Source organism: uncultured Nevskia sp. (assembly GCF_903885465.1).
Classification (GTDB): Bacteria; Pseudomonadota; Gammaproteobacteria; order Nevskiales; family Nevskiaceae; genus Nevskia.
Genome location: NZ_CAISIQ010000042.1, coordinates 1 through 15,248 on the forward strand (window position 1 = coordinate 1; position 15,248 = coordinate 15,248).

General features: G+C 62.5%; 18 protein-coding genes. 7 read left to right on the forward strand and 11 right to left on the reverse strand.

The genetic code is table 11. The features are described from left to right. A partial coding sequence (locus tag QZY06_RS01545) for a hypothetical protein (RefSeq protein WP_295679302.1) occupies positions 1-450 on the reverse strand: 450 nt, incomplete at its 3' end. Positions 451-485: 35 nt separating this feature from the next. Between QZY06_RS01545 and QZY06_RS01550 the strand changes: the two genes are divergently transcribed. Together QZY06_RS01550 and QZY06_RS01555 are read left to right on the forward strand one after the other, a co-directional pair. Further along, the gene (locus QZY06_RS01550; RefSeq protein ID WP_295679305.1) at positions 486-1,517 is read left to right on the forward strand and encodes a glycosyltransferase family 1 protein; all 1,032 of its coding nucleotides are present in this window, start codon (positions 486-488) and stop codon (positions 1,515-1,517) included. Continuing rightward, complete coding sequence (locus tag QZY06_RS01555; RefSeq protein WP_295679306.1) at positions 1,514-2,626, forward strand: glycosyltransferase; 1,113 nt, start codon at positions 1,514-1,516, stop codon at positions 2,624-2,626. The genes QZY06_RS01550 and QZY06_RS01555 overlap by 4 nt, the downstream gene beginning before the upstream one ends. Positions 2,627-2,650: 24 nt before the next feature. Here the strand turns inward: QZY06_RS01555 and QZY06_RS01560 are convergent, their stop codons facing one another. Continuing rightward, positions 2,651-3,520 (reverse strand): Wzz/FepE/Etk N-terminal domain-containing protein, encoded by an 870-nt coding sequence (locus QZY06_RS01560; RefSeq protein WP_295679308.1) that lies wholly within the window; start codon positions 3,518-3,520, stop codon positions 2,651-2,653. A gap of 144 nt (positions 3,521-3,664) precedes the next feature. On the opposite strand from QZY06_RS01560, the gene rfbB reads away from it, so the two are divergent. Beyond that, on the forward strand, positions 3,665-4,711 hold the full coding sequence (gene rfbB, locus QZY06_RS01565) for a dTDP-glucose 4,6-dehydratase (RefSeq protein WP_295679310.1): 1,047 nt from the start codon (positions 3,665-3,667) through the stop codon (positions 4,709-4,711). Positions 4,712-4,836: 125 nt separating this feature from the next. Beyond that, on the forward strand, positions 4,837-6,378 hold the full coding sequence (locus QZY06_RS01570; protein WP_295679313.1) for a capsule assembly Wzi family protein: 1,542 nt from the start codon (positions 4,837-4,839) through the stop codon (positions 6,376-6,378). Between the two features lie 18 nt (positions 6,379-6,396). Here QZY06_RS01570 and QZY06_RS01575 read toward each other — a convergent pair whose 3' ends face one another. From QZY06_RS01575 to QZY06_RS01605, 7 genes are all read right to left on the reverse strand, one after another. Then, the gene (locus tag QZY06_RS01575; RefSeq protein WP_022975804.1) at positions 6,397-7,137 is read right to left on the reverse strand and encodes a flagellar basal body rod protein FlgF; all 741 of its coding nucleotides are present in this window, start codon (positions 7,135-7,137) and stop codon (positions 6,397-6,399) included. A 34-nt stretch (positions 7,138-7,171) separates the two neighbouring features. Next, a complete protein-coding gene (gene flgE / locus QZY06_RS01580) occupies positions 7,172-8,392 on the reverse strand; it encodes a flagellar hook protein FlgE (RefSeq protein WP_295679317.1) in 1,221 nt (406 codons plus the stop codon). A 1-nt stretch (position 8,393) separates the two neighbouring features. Further along, a complete protein-coding gene (locus tag QZY06_RS01585) occupies positions 8,394-8,564 on the reverse strand; it encodes a hypothetical protein (RefSeq protein WP_295679320.1) in 171 nt (56 codons plus the stop codon). A gap of 11 nt (positions 8,565-8,575) precedes the next feature. Next, positions 8,576-9,238, reverse strand: coding sequence for a flagellar hook assembly protein FlgD (locus QZY06_RS01590; protein WP_295679323.1), 663 nt, complete (start codon positions 9,236-9,238; stop codon positions 8,576-8,578). Positions 9,239-9,277: 39 nt separating this feature from the next. Further along, positions 9,278-9,685, reverse strand: a complete 408-nt coding sequence (flgC, locus tag QZY06_RS01595; RefSeq protein WP_295679326.1) for a flagellar basal body rod protein FlgC — start codon at positions 9,683-9,685, stop codon at positions 9,278-9,280. Between the two features lie 12 nt (positions 9,686-9,697). Continuing rightward, positions 9,698-10,105 carry a flagellar basal body rod protein FlgB gene (gene flgB / locus QZY06_RS01600; RefSeq protein ID WP_295679329.1) on the reverse strand — a complete coding sequence of 136 codons (408 nt, stop codon included), beginning with the start codon at positions 10,103-10,105 and terminating at the stop codon, positions 9,698-9,700. A gap of 237 nt (positions 10,106-10,342) precedes the next feature. Continuing rightward, positions 10,343-11,278: a chemotaxis protein CheV gene (locus QZY06_RS01605; RefSeq protein WP_295679332.1), complete on the reverse strand. Its 936-nt coding sequence runs from the start codon at positions 11,276-11,278 to the stop codon at positions 10,343-10,345. Positions 11,279-11,408: 130 nt separating this feature from the next. On the opposite strand from QZY06_RS01605, the gene flgA reads away from it, so the two are divergent. The 3 genes from flgA (at position 11,409) to QZY06_RS01620 (ending at position 13,034) form a co-directional block, all read left to right on the forward strand. Continuing rightward, positions 11,409-12,119 carry a flagellar basal body P-ring formation chaperone FlgA gene (flgA, locus tag QZY06_RS01610; protein WP_295679334.1) on the forward strand — a complete coding sequence of 237 codons (711 nt, stop codon included), beginning with the start codon at positions 11,409-11,411 and terminating at the stop codon, positions 12,117-12,119. Positions 12,120-12,229: 110 nt separating this feature from the next. Further along, positions 12,230-12,544, forward strand: a complete 315-nt coding sequence (gene flgM, locus QZY06_RS01615; RefSeq protein ID WP_295679337.1) for a flagellar biosynthesis anti-sigma factor FlgM — start codon at positions 12,230-12,232, stop codon at positions 12,542-12,544. A 28-nt stretch (positions 12,545-12,572) separates the two neighbouring features. Further along, positions 12,573-13,034 carry a flagella synthesis protein FlgN gene (locus QZY06_RS01620; RefSeq protein WP_295679340.1) on the forward strand — a complete coding sequence of 154 codons (462 nt, stop codon included), beginning with the start codon at positions 12,573-12,575 and terminating at the stop codon, positions 13,032-13,034. Positions 13,035-13,102: 68 nt separating this feature from the next. Here the strand turns inward: QZY06_RS01620 and QZY06_RS01625 are convergent, their stop codons facing one another. Together QZY06_RS01625 and QZY06_RS01630 are read right to left on the reverse strand one after the other, a co-directional pair. After that, complete coding sequence (locus tag QZY06_RS01625) at positions 13,103-13,609, reverse strand: hypothetical protein (RefSeq protein ID WP_295679342.1); 507 nt, start codon at positions 13,607-13,609, stop codon at positions 13,103-13,105. A gap of 145 nt (positions 13,610-13,754) precedes the next feature. Beyond that, positions 13,755-15,074 (reverse strand): UDP-glucose/GDP-mannose dehydrogenase family protein, encoded by a 1,320-nt coding sequence (locus QZY06_RS01630; RefSeq protein WP_295679345.1) that lies wholly within the window; start codon positions 15,072-15,074, stop codon positions 13,755-13,757. Between the last annotated feature and the right edge of the window lie 174 nt (positions 15,075-15,248).

The following is a 15,248-nucleotide window of genomic DNA, read 5'->3' on the forward strand; positions in this document are numbered from 1 at the left end:
AAAATAGCGAGCAGTTACGGATACAAGTCTGGGATTTCTGACCATTGAGATTATCAGCAGAGTGCTACCGATCATGCAGATAGCGAGCTGAAGAATTCTGGAGAGCGATAGAAACGGCGGGGTCTTTAGTATGCTGAGAATGAATGGCGGAAAGGTTTGAAGCCTCAGCGCTATGATCGCCAGCGCTGTGACAATCAGCAGAAAAAAGCCATATAGCTTGACGAGCGAAATTACTTCACGATGTGCGTGCAGAGTTCCACGGCGGAGAGAAAATGCGCCGTAGGCATACGCAACGAAGAATAAACCGAATATTTCAACCAATTGAACATCGCCAAGCTTCAGGTTTGTCAACGGACAAAGTAAGCAAACGCCGATCACGAATGCGGTCGCCCGGTTAAAGCCAATCAAGGACGCGCCATTAGCGTTTGGCGGCAGTGTGGTATCAGTCATTGCAGGATTTAGTCATTACGGACTTACTATTTAGCATGCCGAACAAGATGAGCGGCACTTCCATGATTTTCGACACCCGCTGGGAAGCCCCGCACGGCATTGGCCGCATGACAACCGAGCTCCACGCTCGACTGTTTCCCGAAGGCAGCTACCTTGCGCCAGGCTGGCCAGCATCGCCGGTGAGCCCCATCGATCCTTTCGTGCGCGGCGCGCAACTGCTGGCATCGCGCAAGGCCTTGTTCTACTCGCCCGGGTTCAATCCGCCAGCGTTCGCACGACAGCGTGCGGTCTTCACGGTCTGCGATCTGATTCACTTGCGCGTGCCTGGCGAGGCCGGTGCGCTGAAGCGTGCCTATTACGAGCGTCTAGTGAAGCCGGCCGTTCATGGCTGCTTTCGAGTGCTGACGATCTCGGACTACTCCCGTCGTGATCTGCTGGACTGGTCCGGAGCTGATCCTTCGCAGGTGGTGGTTGTGGGCTGCGGGGTCGATGAGGCGTTCTTTGCTCCGGTCACTGCCTGGCAACCTGGCTATCCGTATTTTCTCTACGTGGGCGGTCGCAAGCTGCACAAGAATCTTGATCGCCTGCTTGAGGCTTACGCCACGTCGAAGGCAGCAAGCGAGGTTCGCTTCGTGCTCTCGGGCAATCCAGACGCCGCCATCATGGCGTTGGCCGGCAAGCTCGGCGTGACGGATCGCCTCGTGTTTGTCGGGCATATTCCCGATTCCGAACTGGCTTCCTATTACCGTGGCGCAACCGCTCTGCTGTTCCCGTCCTATTTCGAGGGCTTCGGCCTGCCCCCCGTCGAAGCGATGGCCGGCGGCACACCCGTGCTGACCACCACGGCTACCTCGCTGCCGGAGGCTGTGGGTGACGCGGCACTGACGGCAGATCCGTTCTCGGTTGATTCATTGCGGGACGGTATCGATCGGCTCGCGTTCGACAGCGTCTTGCGTCAGCGCCTGCAGATCGCCGGGCCGATCCAGGCTCGTCGGCATTCCTGGGAGAACGTGGCGGCCAAGGTTGAGGCAGTGCTCGCTGAACTGCGTGCGTCGGCGGCGGCATGAGTGCACTGAAACCAAGGATCGCCATCGTCCATTACTGGATCATGAGCTGGCGTGGGGGCGAAAAAGTGCTGGAGGCGCTTGCGGCGCTGTTCCCGGACGCCGATATCTACACCAACGTCTACGATCCGGACGTAGTGGCGGCATCGCCTCTCGCTAACCGCGAACTCCGCACCACGTTCATCCACCGCCTTCCGTTCGCGAAGCGGCTCTACCAGAAGTATTTGCCGTTGATGCCGATCGCGCTGGAGCAGCTTGATCTGTCCGGCTATGACCTGGTGATCTCCACCGAAAGCGGGCCGGCCAAAGGTGTGGTCTTGCCGCCGGAGGTTGCGCACGTCTGCTATTGCTTCACGCCGATGCGCTATGTCTGGGACATGTATCACGACTATCTGGCCCACGCCGGCTGGTTCACGCGGCTGATGATGCGGCCGATGATTCATTACCTTCGAATGTGGGATCGGCTGTCGGCGGACCGTGTCGATCACTTCCTGGCCGACTCGGCGTTCGTCGTCAAGCGCATCAACAAGTTCTACCGCCGAGATGCGGAAGTGCTGTATCCGCCGATCGAGATCAACGAGTTCACACTGGCGCCAGCGCACGAAGGCTTTTATCTGATCGTCGGCGCGCTGGTTCGCTACAAGAAGGCAGACCTTGCGGTGCGCGCGTTCAATCAGCTGGGTTTGCCGCTGGTGGTGATCGGTGACGGTGAACTGTTCGATGAGATCAAGGCGATTGCCGGGCCGAATGTGAAGGTGCTCGGCCGGCAGTCACGGGCGGCCATCCTTGATCACTACCGGCGCTGCAAGGCGCTGCTGTTTCCGGGTGTCGAGGATTTCGGCATCGTACCGCTGGAGGCGATGGCCACCGGCAAGCCGGTGATCGCGTTCGGTCGTGGCGGCGCGCTGGAAACGGTAATCGACGGCGTCACCGGCCTGCACTTTCACGAGCAGACGGAAGCAGGCCTGATCGGTGCCGTGCAGAGAATCGAGCGCGGCGACGTCAGCTTCGACGCCGATACGATCCGGGCTCACGCTGCGACATTCGACATCGCCCATTTCAATGCCAACCTGCTCGGGTTCATCCGGGACAAGACCGGGCTGGCCGTCTGAATTGCCAGCAGTAAGCCTGATCGTTCAGGCCAGCGTCTTGCTGCGCCTTGGCAAGGCCAGCGCCAGCACGAAGCCGATCATCAGGCCGGCAAAGACGCCGACACCCGTGATGAGGGCGCGCTTGGGGCTGATGCGTTGTTCGGGAACCCGCGCCGGATCGACTACCTTGAACGCGTATTCGTCACTGCCATTGGCGATCATCACCTGCTTGATCTCGGATTCGATCAGGCTGTAGATCGAGCGCTGCAGTTCGACGACGCTGGTCTTGGTCAACTGCTCGTTCAGATAGCTGAGGTTGGTCTGTGATTCGGCGATGGCTTTGGCACGCAGCACCTCGTTGGCACGCTTGACCAGTTCGCCTGCCCACTTCGCGGCCAGTTCCGGGTCTGTCCATTCGATCGTCAAGGTGATCAGGCCGGTCTTCTTGTCTTCGGCGATGGTCCGCACTTTCTTGGCGAACATGCGCTCGGCTTTCCACGGCGTGGGGATTTTCTCCGGGTCCGTCGTGGTCCAGGTCTTTTTGTCGGCGTCCCAGTCATCCGGGTACAGGATTGGCAGCAGGTTGTTGTCGCGGATGAAGGCTTCGGTCAGCGCGTGGGATTGCAGGGTGGCGGTTGCCACTGATTTCTTGCCCGAGCCGCCGAGACTCACGCCGCCGAGACTGGCCAATCCACCGAACTGCGACAGCAAGGCACCAGCGCCCCCCAGCTTGCTGCTGCTCTCTTCATCCACAGGCGACAGGACGACACTGGCCTCATACTTTTCAGGCAGCAGTAGCGAAACCACGGCGGCCGCGATGCCGAAGCCGAGCGTCAGCACGATGATCAGCAGCCGTCTGGACCACAGGGCATCGAACAGATCACGCAGCGAGATTTCTTCCGGGTTGTTTTCCATGAGGCGTTCGATGATGGGCGTTGGTTTGATGCAGCGAATCCAGCGATGGCAGCAGCCGGCAGGCGGCGCGTGGACGCCGTCATTTGAGTGGCGGGAGTTTAACAGCGCCACTGATCTGTTCCGGCGTGCCAGGAGCCACGCAGAGTGACCACTGTATTGATCACCGGCTGCGCCGGCTTCATCGGCTCGACCGTGCTGCGCCAATGGCTGGCCGATACCGACTGGCGCCTGGTTGGCGTCGACAAGTTCGCTTATGCAGGCTTGCGTGAGTCCATTGCTCCGCTGCTCGCCCATCCACGCTTCTCGCTGCAGGTTGCCGATATCTGCGATGGCCCTGCCCTGCACGCGCTGCTGGCGCGCGAGCAGCCAGATGGCATCGTGCATCTGGCTGCAGAGAGCCATGTCGACCGCTCGCTGAACGGCCCGGCAGCGTTCATCCAGACCAATCTGGTCGGCACGGCGATGTTGCTGGAAGTAGCCCGCGCCCATCTCGAGACCTTGCCGGCTGCGCGGCGAGAGGCCTTCCGCTTTCTGCAGGTCTCGACGGACGAAGTATTTGGCGCACTGGGTCCAACCGGGCGCTTCGACGAAGCTTCACCGCATGCGCCGAACTCGCCTTATTCGGCGACCAAGGCCGGAGCCGATCATCTGGTTCGAGCCTGGCATCGCAGCTATGGGCTGCCGGTGCTGACCACGCACAGCCCCAACAACTATGGCCCGCGCCAGATTCCGGAGAAGCTGATCCCGCGGATGATCCACCTCGCGCTGCAGGGCAAGCCGCTGCCGATCTACGGCAAAGGCGACAACGTCCGCGACTGGCTGCATGTCGATGACCATGCGCGCGCGCTGCGCGCCGTGCTGGAACGCGGTCGTCCCGGCGAGACCTACTGCATCGGTGGCGGCATCGAACTGAGCAACCTCGATCTGGTGCAGCAACTTTGTACCCTGCTCGATGCCCGCCGGCCTGCAGATATCGCGCATGCTCGGCTGATCGAGCATGTGACGGATCGCCCCGGCCATGACTGGCGCTACGCCATCAACGGCTCGAAGCTGGAACGCGAACTGGGGTGGCGGGCCTTGCAACCCTTCACGCAGGGGCTAGCTGATACGGTGGATTGGTATCTCGATAATCCGGACTGGATGGCCAGGGCATGGGAGCAGATTCAGCAGAGCGCACCTCCAGTAGCCTGAGGCCAGAGCGGAAGCCTTCCGTGGCTCTTTCATTCCGGACCGACATCACCTTTGATAGACCGGCTAACCCCGCTGCCAGCAGATGATCGTCTACGATCGCACTGCCATCATTTCCAGGACACGCCATGTCGCTTGCTGCCGATGCTGCAAACCTCTCGAAGCCTGGTTCCCGATCTGTGCTTGGCGCGCTCGCCGTGCTGCTGATGGCGGCGTTCACCATCGGCACCAACTCGGCACAAGCGGCGCCCTGGGCGGAGGTTGGTGACAGATCGCTGCGCAATGACATCGAGATCCTGCATGCCCGCGGGCTGGTCAGCGGGCCGATCACCACCTGGCCGATTCCGATCGGATTCTTCTCGGCACTACGCGACGCGCAATCGCTGGTCGGCCAACCCGAGTACGTGCAGATGGCTGCCCAGCGCGTCCTGGCTCGGCTGGACACCCATAACGATGACGGCAAGCCGCTGCACGCGGCGGGCGCGTTCCGGCTCAGCAGCGAACCGAACCTGATCCGCGACTTCGGCAACAACGCGCGCGACGAGGCCGACGTTCGCGTCGGGGTCGATTACGAGAACGATCGCTTCACGGCGAATCTAAGAGTCGGCGCGCTGAGCAACATCGATGGCGACGGCTATCGCTTCGCACTTGACGGTAGCTATGTCACGGCGTTGCTCGGCAACTGGCAGACCTACGGCGGCTGGGTCGAGAAGTGGTACGGCCCGGGCCATACGTCGAGCCTGATCCTGTCCAACAACGCGCGCCCCTATCCGAAGATCGGCATTACCCGCAACAGCCCTGAAGCCTTCGAAACCAAGTGGCTGAGCTGGCTGGGCCCTTGGCAGCTTGATTTCAATGTCGGCCTGCTGGAAGAAGACGCCAGAGTCGAGCGCAACACCGGGCTCGGCTCGCTGCGCTTCACCTTCGTGCCGGTGAAAGGCCTCGAGATCGGCATCACCCGCAGCGTGCAATTCTGTGGCGGTGGCAACAACTGCAATCCGCTGGAAGCGGCATTCGCGATCAACAACACGAATTCCGACCGCAACAACTCCAACGATCAGGCCAGCATCGAGCTCACTTACGTCCACGATTTCAACGTGGTGAGCTTTTCGCCGTACGTGCAGTTCCTGAACGACGATACCGGGCCATTCACCCATTCCTACACCAGCTATCTCACCGGCCTGCACTGGACCGGCCCCTGGGAAACCAATGGCGCGCAATGGAGCCTGACTGCCGAATACACGGACAGCCGTGCCACGCTCGACTGGTTCACCTTTGGCAAACGCCTGCCCGGCTTCGCCTACAACAACGACGAGTACGTCGATGGCTTCCGCTATCGCGGCCGCACGCTGGGCTTTTCGCTGGACAGCGACTCGACGCTGTTCTCGTTGGTCGGCGGCCTGACCGACAGCGCCGGCCGCCATTACCGGCTCGCCTGGTACAACGCCCACATCAGTACGACGGAGCTGGCGGCGATTCAGGCCGAGGGTGGGTTTCGCCGCAACACAGTCAGCGCGCAACCGGTGACGGTCGACCAAATCGAAGGTGGCATCAGCCTGCCGTGGCGGAACTTCCTGTTCGATCTATCGGTGCGCTGGCAGGACGAACAGCCGTTCCCGGATCGGGATTCGGCGTTCAACGTCGAAGCCGGCGTGCAGTTCCGCTTCTAGACCTCGGCAAGCAAGGGATCAGTTCAAGCTGACCAAGCTATTCGACGCCTGCGCATTGTCCTCGGCGGCTTTCATCACTTTCGACTGCAGCTCGAACTGCCGCGCGAGGTTGATCATGTTGACCATCGCGCCAGCCAGGTTGACGTTCGAGCTTTCCAGCGCGCCGCTGACCAGCACATCGCCGGCGGCCGGATTGAGCGTGGTGCCGGTGGTGGCGCGCATCAGGCCATCGCCGCCACGTTCGAGCTGATTCTGGGCACCGCTGACCACCTTGAGGCGACCGATCACCACTTGTGACGCCGCGCTCTGGCCCTGCGGCACGGCGGTGATGGTGCCGTCGTTGCCGATCGAGATCGAGGTCGACAGCGGCAGCGAGATCGGCCCGCCATCGCTAAGCACGGCAAGACCGTTGGCCGTGCGTAGCTGGCCATTCGGATCGAGCCGCAGATCGCCGGCCTTTGTATAGGCCTCGCTGCCATCCGGCGCCTGTACCGCCAGCCAGTTGTCGCCTTTCAGTGCGATATCGAGCGATTCGCCGGTCTGCATGATCGCGCCCTGCGCCGAATCCCAGCCGTTGTCCGCCAGCTGGGAATTGACCCGCGACTGAAAGCCTGCGCCCTCGACATTGATCGACTGCGCTGCCGCCAACTCGGCCCGGAAGCCGACCGTGCCGGCGTTCGCCAGGTTGTGGCTGTTCGCCGTCTGCGCCCGCAGGGTGGCGATGGCGCCGGACATTCCGACGTAAAGAGCACGATCCATGGCGCTTCAGTCTCCGTAAGGCCTCGGCAATCGATCAACGGATGTTGATGATCGTCTGGGTGATCTGGTCGGTCGTCGAGATCATCTGGGCATTGGCCTGGAAGCTGCGTTGCGAGGTGATCATGTTGACCAGCTGCTTGGTGATGTCGACATTCGAGCCTTCCAGCGCGCCGCTCTGGATGAGGCCGAAGTTCGATGAGTTCGCAGTGCCGCGAATCACCGGACCGGACGAAAAGGTTTCGCCCCAGCTGGTATCGCCGAGCTGCTGCAGACCCTGCGGATTGGCGAAATTGGCCATCGCGATCTGGCCCAGCGGTGTCGCCTGGCCATTGGTGAAACGCGCCTGCACCACACCTTCCTGGGTCACTTCGATGCCACTGAGGCGACCGGTCGCATAGCCGTCCTGGGTCAGGCTGTTGACCGAGAAGGTGTTGCCGTACTGGGTGCTGTTCTTCAGGTCCAGGGTCATCGTCACCGGATTCGAGCCGGTGGTGGTCGTGTACGACGGCAGCGCGATCTGGCCATTGGCTGGTGTGGCCAGGGAACCGTCGGCGTTGAAGGTGACGGTCTGGCCGGTGCCGATCTCGTTGCCGTCGATCTGCGTATGCATCGTCCATTCGTTCGGCGTGGCGGACTTCACGAAGAACAGATTGGCCGGGTGCGCGGTGCCGAGCGAGTCGTAGACGGTGACCGAGGTCGTGTTGTTGTAGCTGGTCGGATCGGTCGACGAAAACGGCGTCGTCACCGGCACAGCGGCTTCGGCCGGAAGGTTGACGCCGGTCTTGAGCAAGGTGGTCGGGCTCGGCGGGTTGTCCGAGGTCGACAGCTGGATGTCGGTCAGATTCGCCGAATCGAAACTGGTGCCGCCGGCCACCGGCGGGTAGGCCTGCAGGCGGGCACCGGAGCCGTTGACGACGTAGCCGTCGCGATCGGTACCGAACTGGCCGGCGCGCGAGTAGCTGATCGCGCCGTTCTTCGACAGGGTGAACATGCCGGTGCCGCTGACCGCGAGGTCAAGCGAATTGTTAGTGACGCTGATCGCGCCCTGGGTGAACTGCTGCGACACCTTGCCGACCCGCACACCGCCGCCAACTGCCGTGTCCGATACGCCATAGGCGTTGGACAGGAAGAAATCGGCGAACTGCGCGCGCGATTCCTTGAAGCCGGTGGTGTTGGCGTTGGCGATGTTGTTGGCGGTGACGCTCAAGTCCGCAGACGCAGCGTTGAGGCCGGTCAGTGCAATGTTGAAGGACATGTCAGTGGGCTCCGATGCTACGTGTGGGGGCAATGAGGCTTTCGACGAACTTCGCCAGTTCTTCGGGACCGCGGCGGCAACCCGCCGCCGGGAAATCGAACAGGCCGGGGATCTGGCGCAATCCCGGACGGATAGCAGCGACCAAACGACATGGCTTGCGGCGCAGGTTCATGGCGGCCGGGCTCAGATGATCTGGCGGATATCGCCGAAGGCGACGGCGCCCACGCCAGCGAGGTTCAGGCTCAGGCCGTTGCTGCCCAGGGCCACGCTTTGCACCAGGCCAGCCGCGAGCGTGTCCGCCGCTTCGCTCTTGCCGTTGCGGGTGACCTGGCCGCGGATGCCGTAGCTGCCGGACGGCAGGGTATTGCCGGCGGAATCCTTGCCATCCCAGGTGAAGTAACTGGTGCCCGCGCCCTGGGTGCCGTAATCGAGACGGCGCACCACCTGGCCGCTGCCATCGACGATCTCGACGGCCAGCTGGCCGCCGGAGGTCATGTCGACACCGCCGCTGAGGCCGTTCTCACCGTCGAGATAACCGGTCTTCGACGGATACAGCACGCCGTGGCCGACCAGACCGGCCGCCTGCAGCGACTGGCTGGAAGTCAGCGAGGTCGACAGCGATTTGAACGAATCCTGCAGACCCTGGATGCCGGAGACGGTCGAGAACTGGGCGATCTGGCCGAGGAACTCGTTGGACTCCAGCGGCTTCAGCGGATCCTGGTTCTGCAACTGTGTGGTCATCAGCTTGAGAAAGTCAGCCTGGCCGAGTGATTCAGCCTTCTTGTCGGTCTGCTTAAGATTCAGGCCGAGATCGCTGTAAGTGTTGTTGGTGACGGCTGCGGTCATGTCAGTGTCCTGGAGAAGTTCGCTGGATCAGGCGCGCAATCAGCGGCCGAGCGACAAGGTGCGGCTGGCCAGTTCCTTGGCGGTGTTCATCACTTCCACGCTCGACTGGTAGGAGCGCGAAGCCGAAATCATGTTGACCATCTCTTCGACGACGTTGACGTTCGGCGCATAGACATAGCCATCGGCATCGGCGAGCGGATGGCCCGGCTCGTAGCGCTTGTCGGCCGGCGTCTGGCTTTCGACGACGCCGAGCACCTGCACACCAGCCGCATCCTTGCCGCCCGCTTCCATTGCCGCCTTGAACATCGGCATGCGCGCCTTGTAAGCGCCCTCCGCAGTGCCGCTGATCGCATCGGCATTGGCGAGGTTCGAGGCCACCGTGTTGAGGCGCAGCGACTGGGCGCTGAGCGCACTGCCTGCGATATCGAAGATCTTGAAAGAGGACATGTCGGGCGCTCCTTACTGACCGGTGATCGCCGTCATCAAGCCGCGGATGCGGCCATCGGCGAACTGCAGCGAAGCCTGGTAGTGCAAGGCAGCTTCGGCGAACTTCGCCTGCTCTACTTGCACGTCCACAGTGTTGCCATCGACGCTGGGCTGCATCGGCACGCGGTAGGCGAGACGGCTGCCGTCGCCGGCCAGATTCAGATTCATGGGGATATGGCGAGCGTCCGTGGTCAAGGTGCGTGACGCACCCAGCGAATCACTTTTGATGACTGACGCGAGCGTCGAAGCGAAGTCGACATCGCGGGCCTGAAAGCCCGGCGTATCGGCATTGGCGATGTTGGCCGACAGCACTTCCATGCGCTTGCGCTGCACGGACATCGCCTCGGCATGTATGCCGAAAATCGGATCCAGGTTGGCCATTGCATCCTCCCGCGTTTGCGTTCGGGAGGATCGTTACAAGGCGTATGCCAGGGGTGATTGGCGACGGAAAAGCGACGCGGATAAAGCAATGCTCGGTGGCTCTTGGTCCGTGTCAAGACGCGCGGAAGCAGCTTCGAGATTCGATGCGGAACTCAAACCCCACCCGTCATTCCCGCGCAGGCGGGAATGACGTACTTGAAGATCCCATCCCGCTTCTTCTGGCCAATGGCCACTGCTTCAAGCTGTTTCCAGCGCGACCGCCTTCAACCGATCCAGCACACCGGTCGCCAGCTCATCCGCACTGAACTTGGCAATGAACTTGTTGGCACCCACGCGCTCGACCATCGCGTTGTTGAACACGCCGGACAGGCTGGTGTGCAGCATCACGTAGAGCGACTTCATCTTCGGATCGCGGCGGATTTCTGTCGTCAGTCGATAGCCGTCCATGTCCGGCATCTCGACATCGGAAATCACCATCAGCAGCGAATCGTTGATCGGCTCGTCACGCGCTGCGAGCGCCTGCAGATAGCGCAAGGCTTCGCGGCCGTCGTTGACCAGGGTGCACTCGATGCCGAGTTGGTTGAGCGTCTTTTCGATCTGGTTGCGGGCAACGCGCGAGTCATCGACCACCAGCACGCGGCGTCGCGAATGGGCGACGCTCACTGCTTCCTCGCGCAGCGCTTCAGACAGCGAGGCCTGCACGCCCACGACATCGGACAACACCTGCTCGACATCGATGATCTCGACCAGCTCATTGTTGTACTGCGTGATCGCGGTCAGATAACCGCCCTCGCCGGCACCATCCGGCGGCGGCCGCACGTGCTCGACATTGACGTGGATGATCCGCTCCACCGCACGCACCAGAAAGCCCTGGATCGAGCGGTTGTACTCGGTGACGATCACGTGTGCAGCATGCTCGTCGCTCGGCTGGCCGATCGCGCGATTGAGATCGATGACCGGAATCATCCGGCCGCGGATGTCGGCCACGCCGCGCACCAGCTCGTGCGAGGACGGCAGCCAGGACAGCGGCGGCTTGGGAATCACTTCCTGCACCTTGAAGACATTGATGCCAAAAATCTGGCGCTCATCGAGCCGGAACAGCAGCAGGGCAAGGCGGTTGTGCCCTGCAAGCTGGGTGCTGCGGTCGATGCTTTCGAGCAAGCCGGAGGCCATGAAGGATTACCAACATTCGAGCGGGTGGTAGCCCAGCCCGTGCAACTTCGGTTCCTCGCGAGGCCGCCACCGGAATCGTCACTGGCACAGGGCTTGTAGCGTTGGCTTCGAGTCCGAACGAGTCACTTCGATGATCGCCCTGCCATCGCTTCATCTACGCGTTGTCGCCACCTTGCTGATGATGGCGACGATGGCAGTGCGTGCCGATGACGGCCGCACCGAATCGCTGGACCGTATCCGCAGCGCGGCCGTCACCTTCGTTTCGGTGCAGTCGCCGCCGACCGCGAAGATCGAAGCCGCCGCGCTCGATAACCGCCTGCGCCTGCCGCTGTGTGCGCAGCCGCTGGAAAGCTCGGCCGCCAGCCCGGCCACGCGCGGCGCCTGGAACATCGTCATCACCTGCCGCGAAGCCGGCAATCCGCTCTGGCAGGTGTTCGTGCCGGTCAAGGTGCTTGATCTGCAGGCGGTCGTGGTGATGGTGCGGCCGGTGATGCCCGGCCAGCCGCTGACCACGGATGCGCTGCGTCTCGAATCACGCGATGTCGCAACCCTCGGCTATGGCTATTTCAATGACGTGCAGAAGGCCGCCGGCCAGGTGCTGCGGCGCCCGGTCGCTGCCGGTGCGGTGTTGACGCCGGATGCGGTCAGCGCCCAGAAGCTGATCAAGCGCGGCGCGCTGGTGACCATGATCGGTCGCAGCGGCACTCTGGAGGTACGCGCCCAGGGCAAGGCACTCGGTGATGGCGGCGATGGCGAGCGGATCTCGGTCGAGAACCTGTCGTCACGCAAGGTCGTGCAGGGCGTGGTCAAGGATGGCGGCACGGTGGAGGTTGGTTTGTAGCGGTTTGCGGGACTTGGTCGAAAGAGTCGGAAAACTGGCGCTAAAGTTTTTGCAAAAACTGTCGTTAGCAGCTCATCGGGCGCATCACGCCGCGCCTTCCGGAGCCTGCCATGACCGTCAAGATCGAAACTTTCCCTGCCAGCAGTGCTCGCCCGGTTGCCTGCAACGGTGCCGCGAAATCGGCCAGTGCCGTAGCCGGTGACAGCAGCAGTAGCGCGGTGTCGGCCGTTGGGGGCACCGACCGCGTGCAGCTGACCGGCGATGCCGTGAATCTGCAGCAGTTCGAGAAAGCACTGGCGGCGGTGCCCCGCACCGATGCCAGCAAGGTTGAACGTCTGCGCGCAGCAGTCGACAACGGCAGCTACCAGCCCAACCCGGCTGCCATTGCCGCGAAGCTCGCGCGTTTCGAGTACGCCATGGCCTGAAAGCTTGGCGAAAACCAGGAGTGCCGCGGTGAACGAATCGAATCTGAATCTCGCTGAAGTCATCGACGCACAGATCCTCTGCGCCGAGAACCTGATCACCGTGCTCGATGAGGAGCACGCCGCCCTCGCCGGCCGTTCGATCGAAGCGCTGGAAGCGGCCTGCGCGGTGAAATCAGATGCCGCATCGAAGCTGCAACGCCTCGGCGATCGCCTGCAGATCCTGTCCGGCCCGCGTCGTTCAGGACCCGAGTTCGAAGCCTGGCTGATCCGCCATCCCGGCGGCGAAACGCTGGTACAGGCCTGGCGTCGCCTGACCACGCTCGCCCGTCATCTGGCCGATGCCAATCGGGTCAACGGGGCCTTGCTGGAAGTGCGGGAGCAGCAGGTGCGCAGCGCGCTGGTGGCGATGGCACCTGAACCGCCGTCGGTCTACGGCCGTAGCGGCTTGCGCCCCAGCCTGCCGTCAGGCCGCGTCTACAGCCGCGCCTGAGGCAAGATCAGCGAACCGATCGCCCAGCTCTGCGCCGGGCGATCGGCCAAACAACTTCAAAGCCCGCTTCAGAGCGCGCGGCTGCCGAAGTCGACGTGCAGCGGAAACTCCATCGCACAGGCCTTCACGCCACATTTCGCCGGCTTGAAGCGGGCGGCGAGCAGGACGCTGCGAATCTCTTCAAGCGAGCCCTGCTCAGGCGTCATCAACCAGGACACATCCTGGGCATTGCCGGCCGCGTCGACGCTGATCACCGCAAACAGCTCGCCGCGCATGCCGGAACGCGCCTGCAAGGCATTCAGTTCGCTGACGATGCTCTGCAGGCCACCGGTCGGATATGGCGGCTCCTCGCTATTGCGCAGCAGCGCGTACTGATTGCGCAGCAGATCCATCTCGCCGAATGACAGATCGTCAAACGCCTTGTCCAGTGGCAGGGCCGATTGCTCCAGCTCCCGCGACTGCAGGCTGCTGAACGACACCGGCTGGACCAGGCTCGCGCCCGGCTTCTTGGCGATTGCCGCATGAGTCGTCAACAACATGGCTGCAGCGGCAAACAGCACCGTCTTGTTGTTCATCCTCGCACCTCCCATCGATGGGACGACGCCGTCCCGAAACGCCGGCCGTGGCCCGGATCACCCGATCCGGTTCGCCGACCTCATCGATTTAGACCTGTGGGAGCTGCACGTCAAGAAACTGCAACACGGATGTCACATTAATCTGTTAGGGGCGACCCACGCAGTCATAGATGAACCCTTCGCCGCGCACCCAGGCCGGGTCGTACATGTTGCGGCCGTCAACGATGATCGGCTGCTTCAGCAGCTGCTTCAGACGCGGCAGATTCGGGCTCTGGAACACGCGCCATTCGGTGACCACTACCAGCGCATCAGCGCCGTTGGCGGCTTCCATCGGCGAGTCGACCAGCACCAGGTCCGGCCGCTTGCCGTAGATCTTCTCGACCTCGTGCATCGCCACCGGATCGTGGGCGCGCACGGTGCCGCCATCGGCCCAGATCGCTTCCATCAGCACGCGGCTTGGCGCTTCGCGCATGTCATCGGTCTTCGGCTTGAATGCCAGGCCCCAGATGCCGATGGTCTTGCCCTTGAGCGAGCCGAGATGCTTGACCAGCTTGGTGTGCAAGGTGGTCTTCTGGCGATTGTTGACCGCTTCCACCGCCTTCAGGATCTTGGCGTCGAAGTTGGCATCGGCCGCGCTCTTGACCAGCGCCTTGACGTCCTTCGGGAAGCAGGAGCCGCCGTAGCCGGCACCCGGATAGATGAAGTGATAGCCGATCCGCGGATCGGCACCGATGCCGATGCGCACGCGCTCGATATCGGCACCGAGGTTCTCGGCCAGGTTCGCCAGTTCGTTCATGAAGCTGATCTTGGTCGCCAGCATCGCGTTCGCGGCGTACTTCGTGAGTTCGCTCGACTTCACATCCATGACGATCACGCGGTCATGGTTGCGGTTGAACGGCGCGTACAGCGCCTGCATCGCCTTCGCTGCGCGCGCGCTGTCGGCGCCGACGATGATGCGGTCCGGCTTGTTGAAGTCGCCGATCGCATCGCCTTCCTTGAGGAATTCCGGGTTCGAGACCACGTCGTACTCGAATGCGGCACCGCGCGCGGCCAGGGTGGCCTTCAGCGTCGAGCGGACCTTGTCGGCCGTGCCGACCGGCACCGTCGACTTCGAGATCACGATGCGGTACTCGCTCATGTGCGTACCGATGGTCTCGGCGACCTTGAGCACGTACTGCAGATCGGCGGAGCCGTCCTCGTTCGGCGGCGTACCGACAGCGATGAACTGATACAGCCCGTGCGCGACACCGGCTGCAGCATCGGTCGTGAAGCGCAGGCGGCCTTCGGCCGCGTTCTTGGTCACGAGTTCGGTCAGGCCCGGCTCGTAGATCGGAATCTCGCCCTGCTGCAGGCGCGCGATCTTGCCGGCGTCGACATCGACGCAAAGCACATCGTTGCCGACATCGGCGAAGCAAGCCGCAGTGACCAGCCCGACATAGCCGGAGCCAAAGATGGTGATGTTCAAGGAATCAGGGGTCCGTTCGAAGTTGTTATTGCGGCCGCTCGCCCGGTCGGCGCTTGCGCCGCGATTTTAGCATTGCGACCTTGGTCGGTATTCCTTGTTCAAGCGCTGCTGCTGGGCCACGATACCGACTCGACTGCGAATGTTAACCCTCATGAAAAGACACGCGCGTGACTG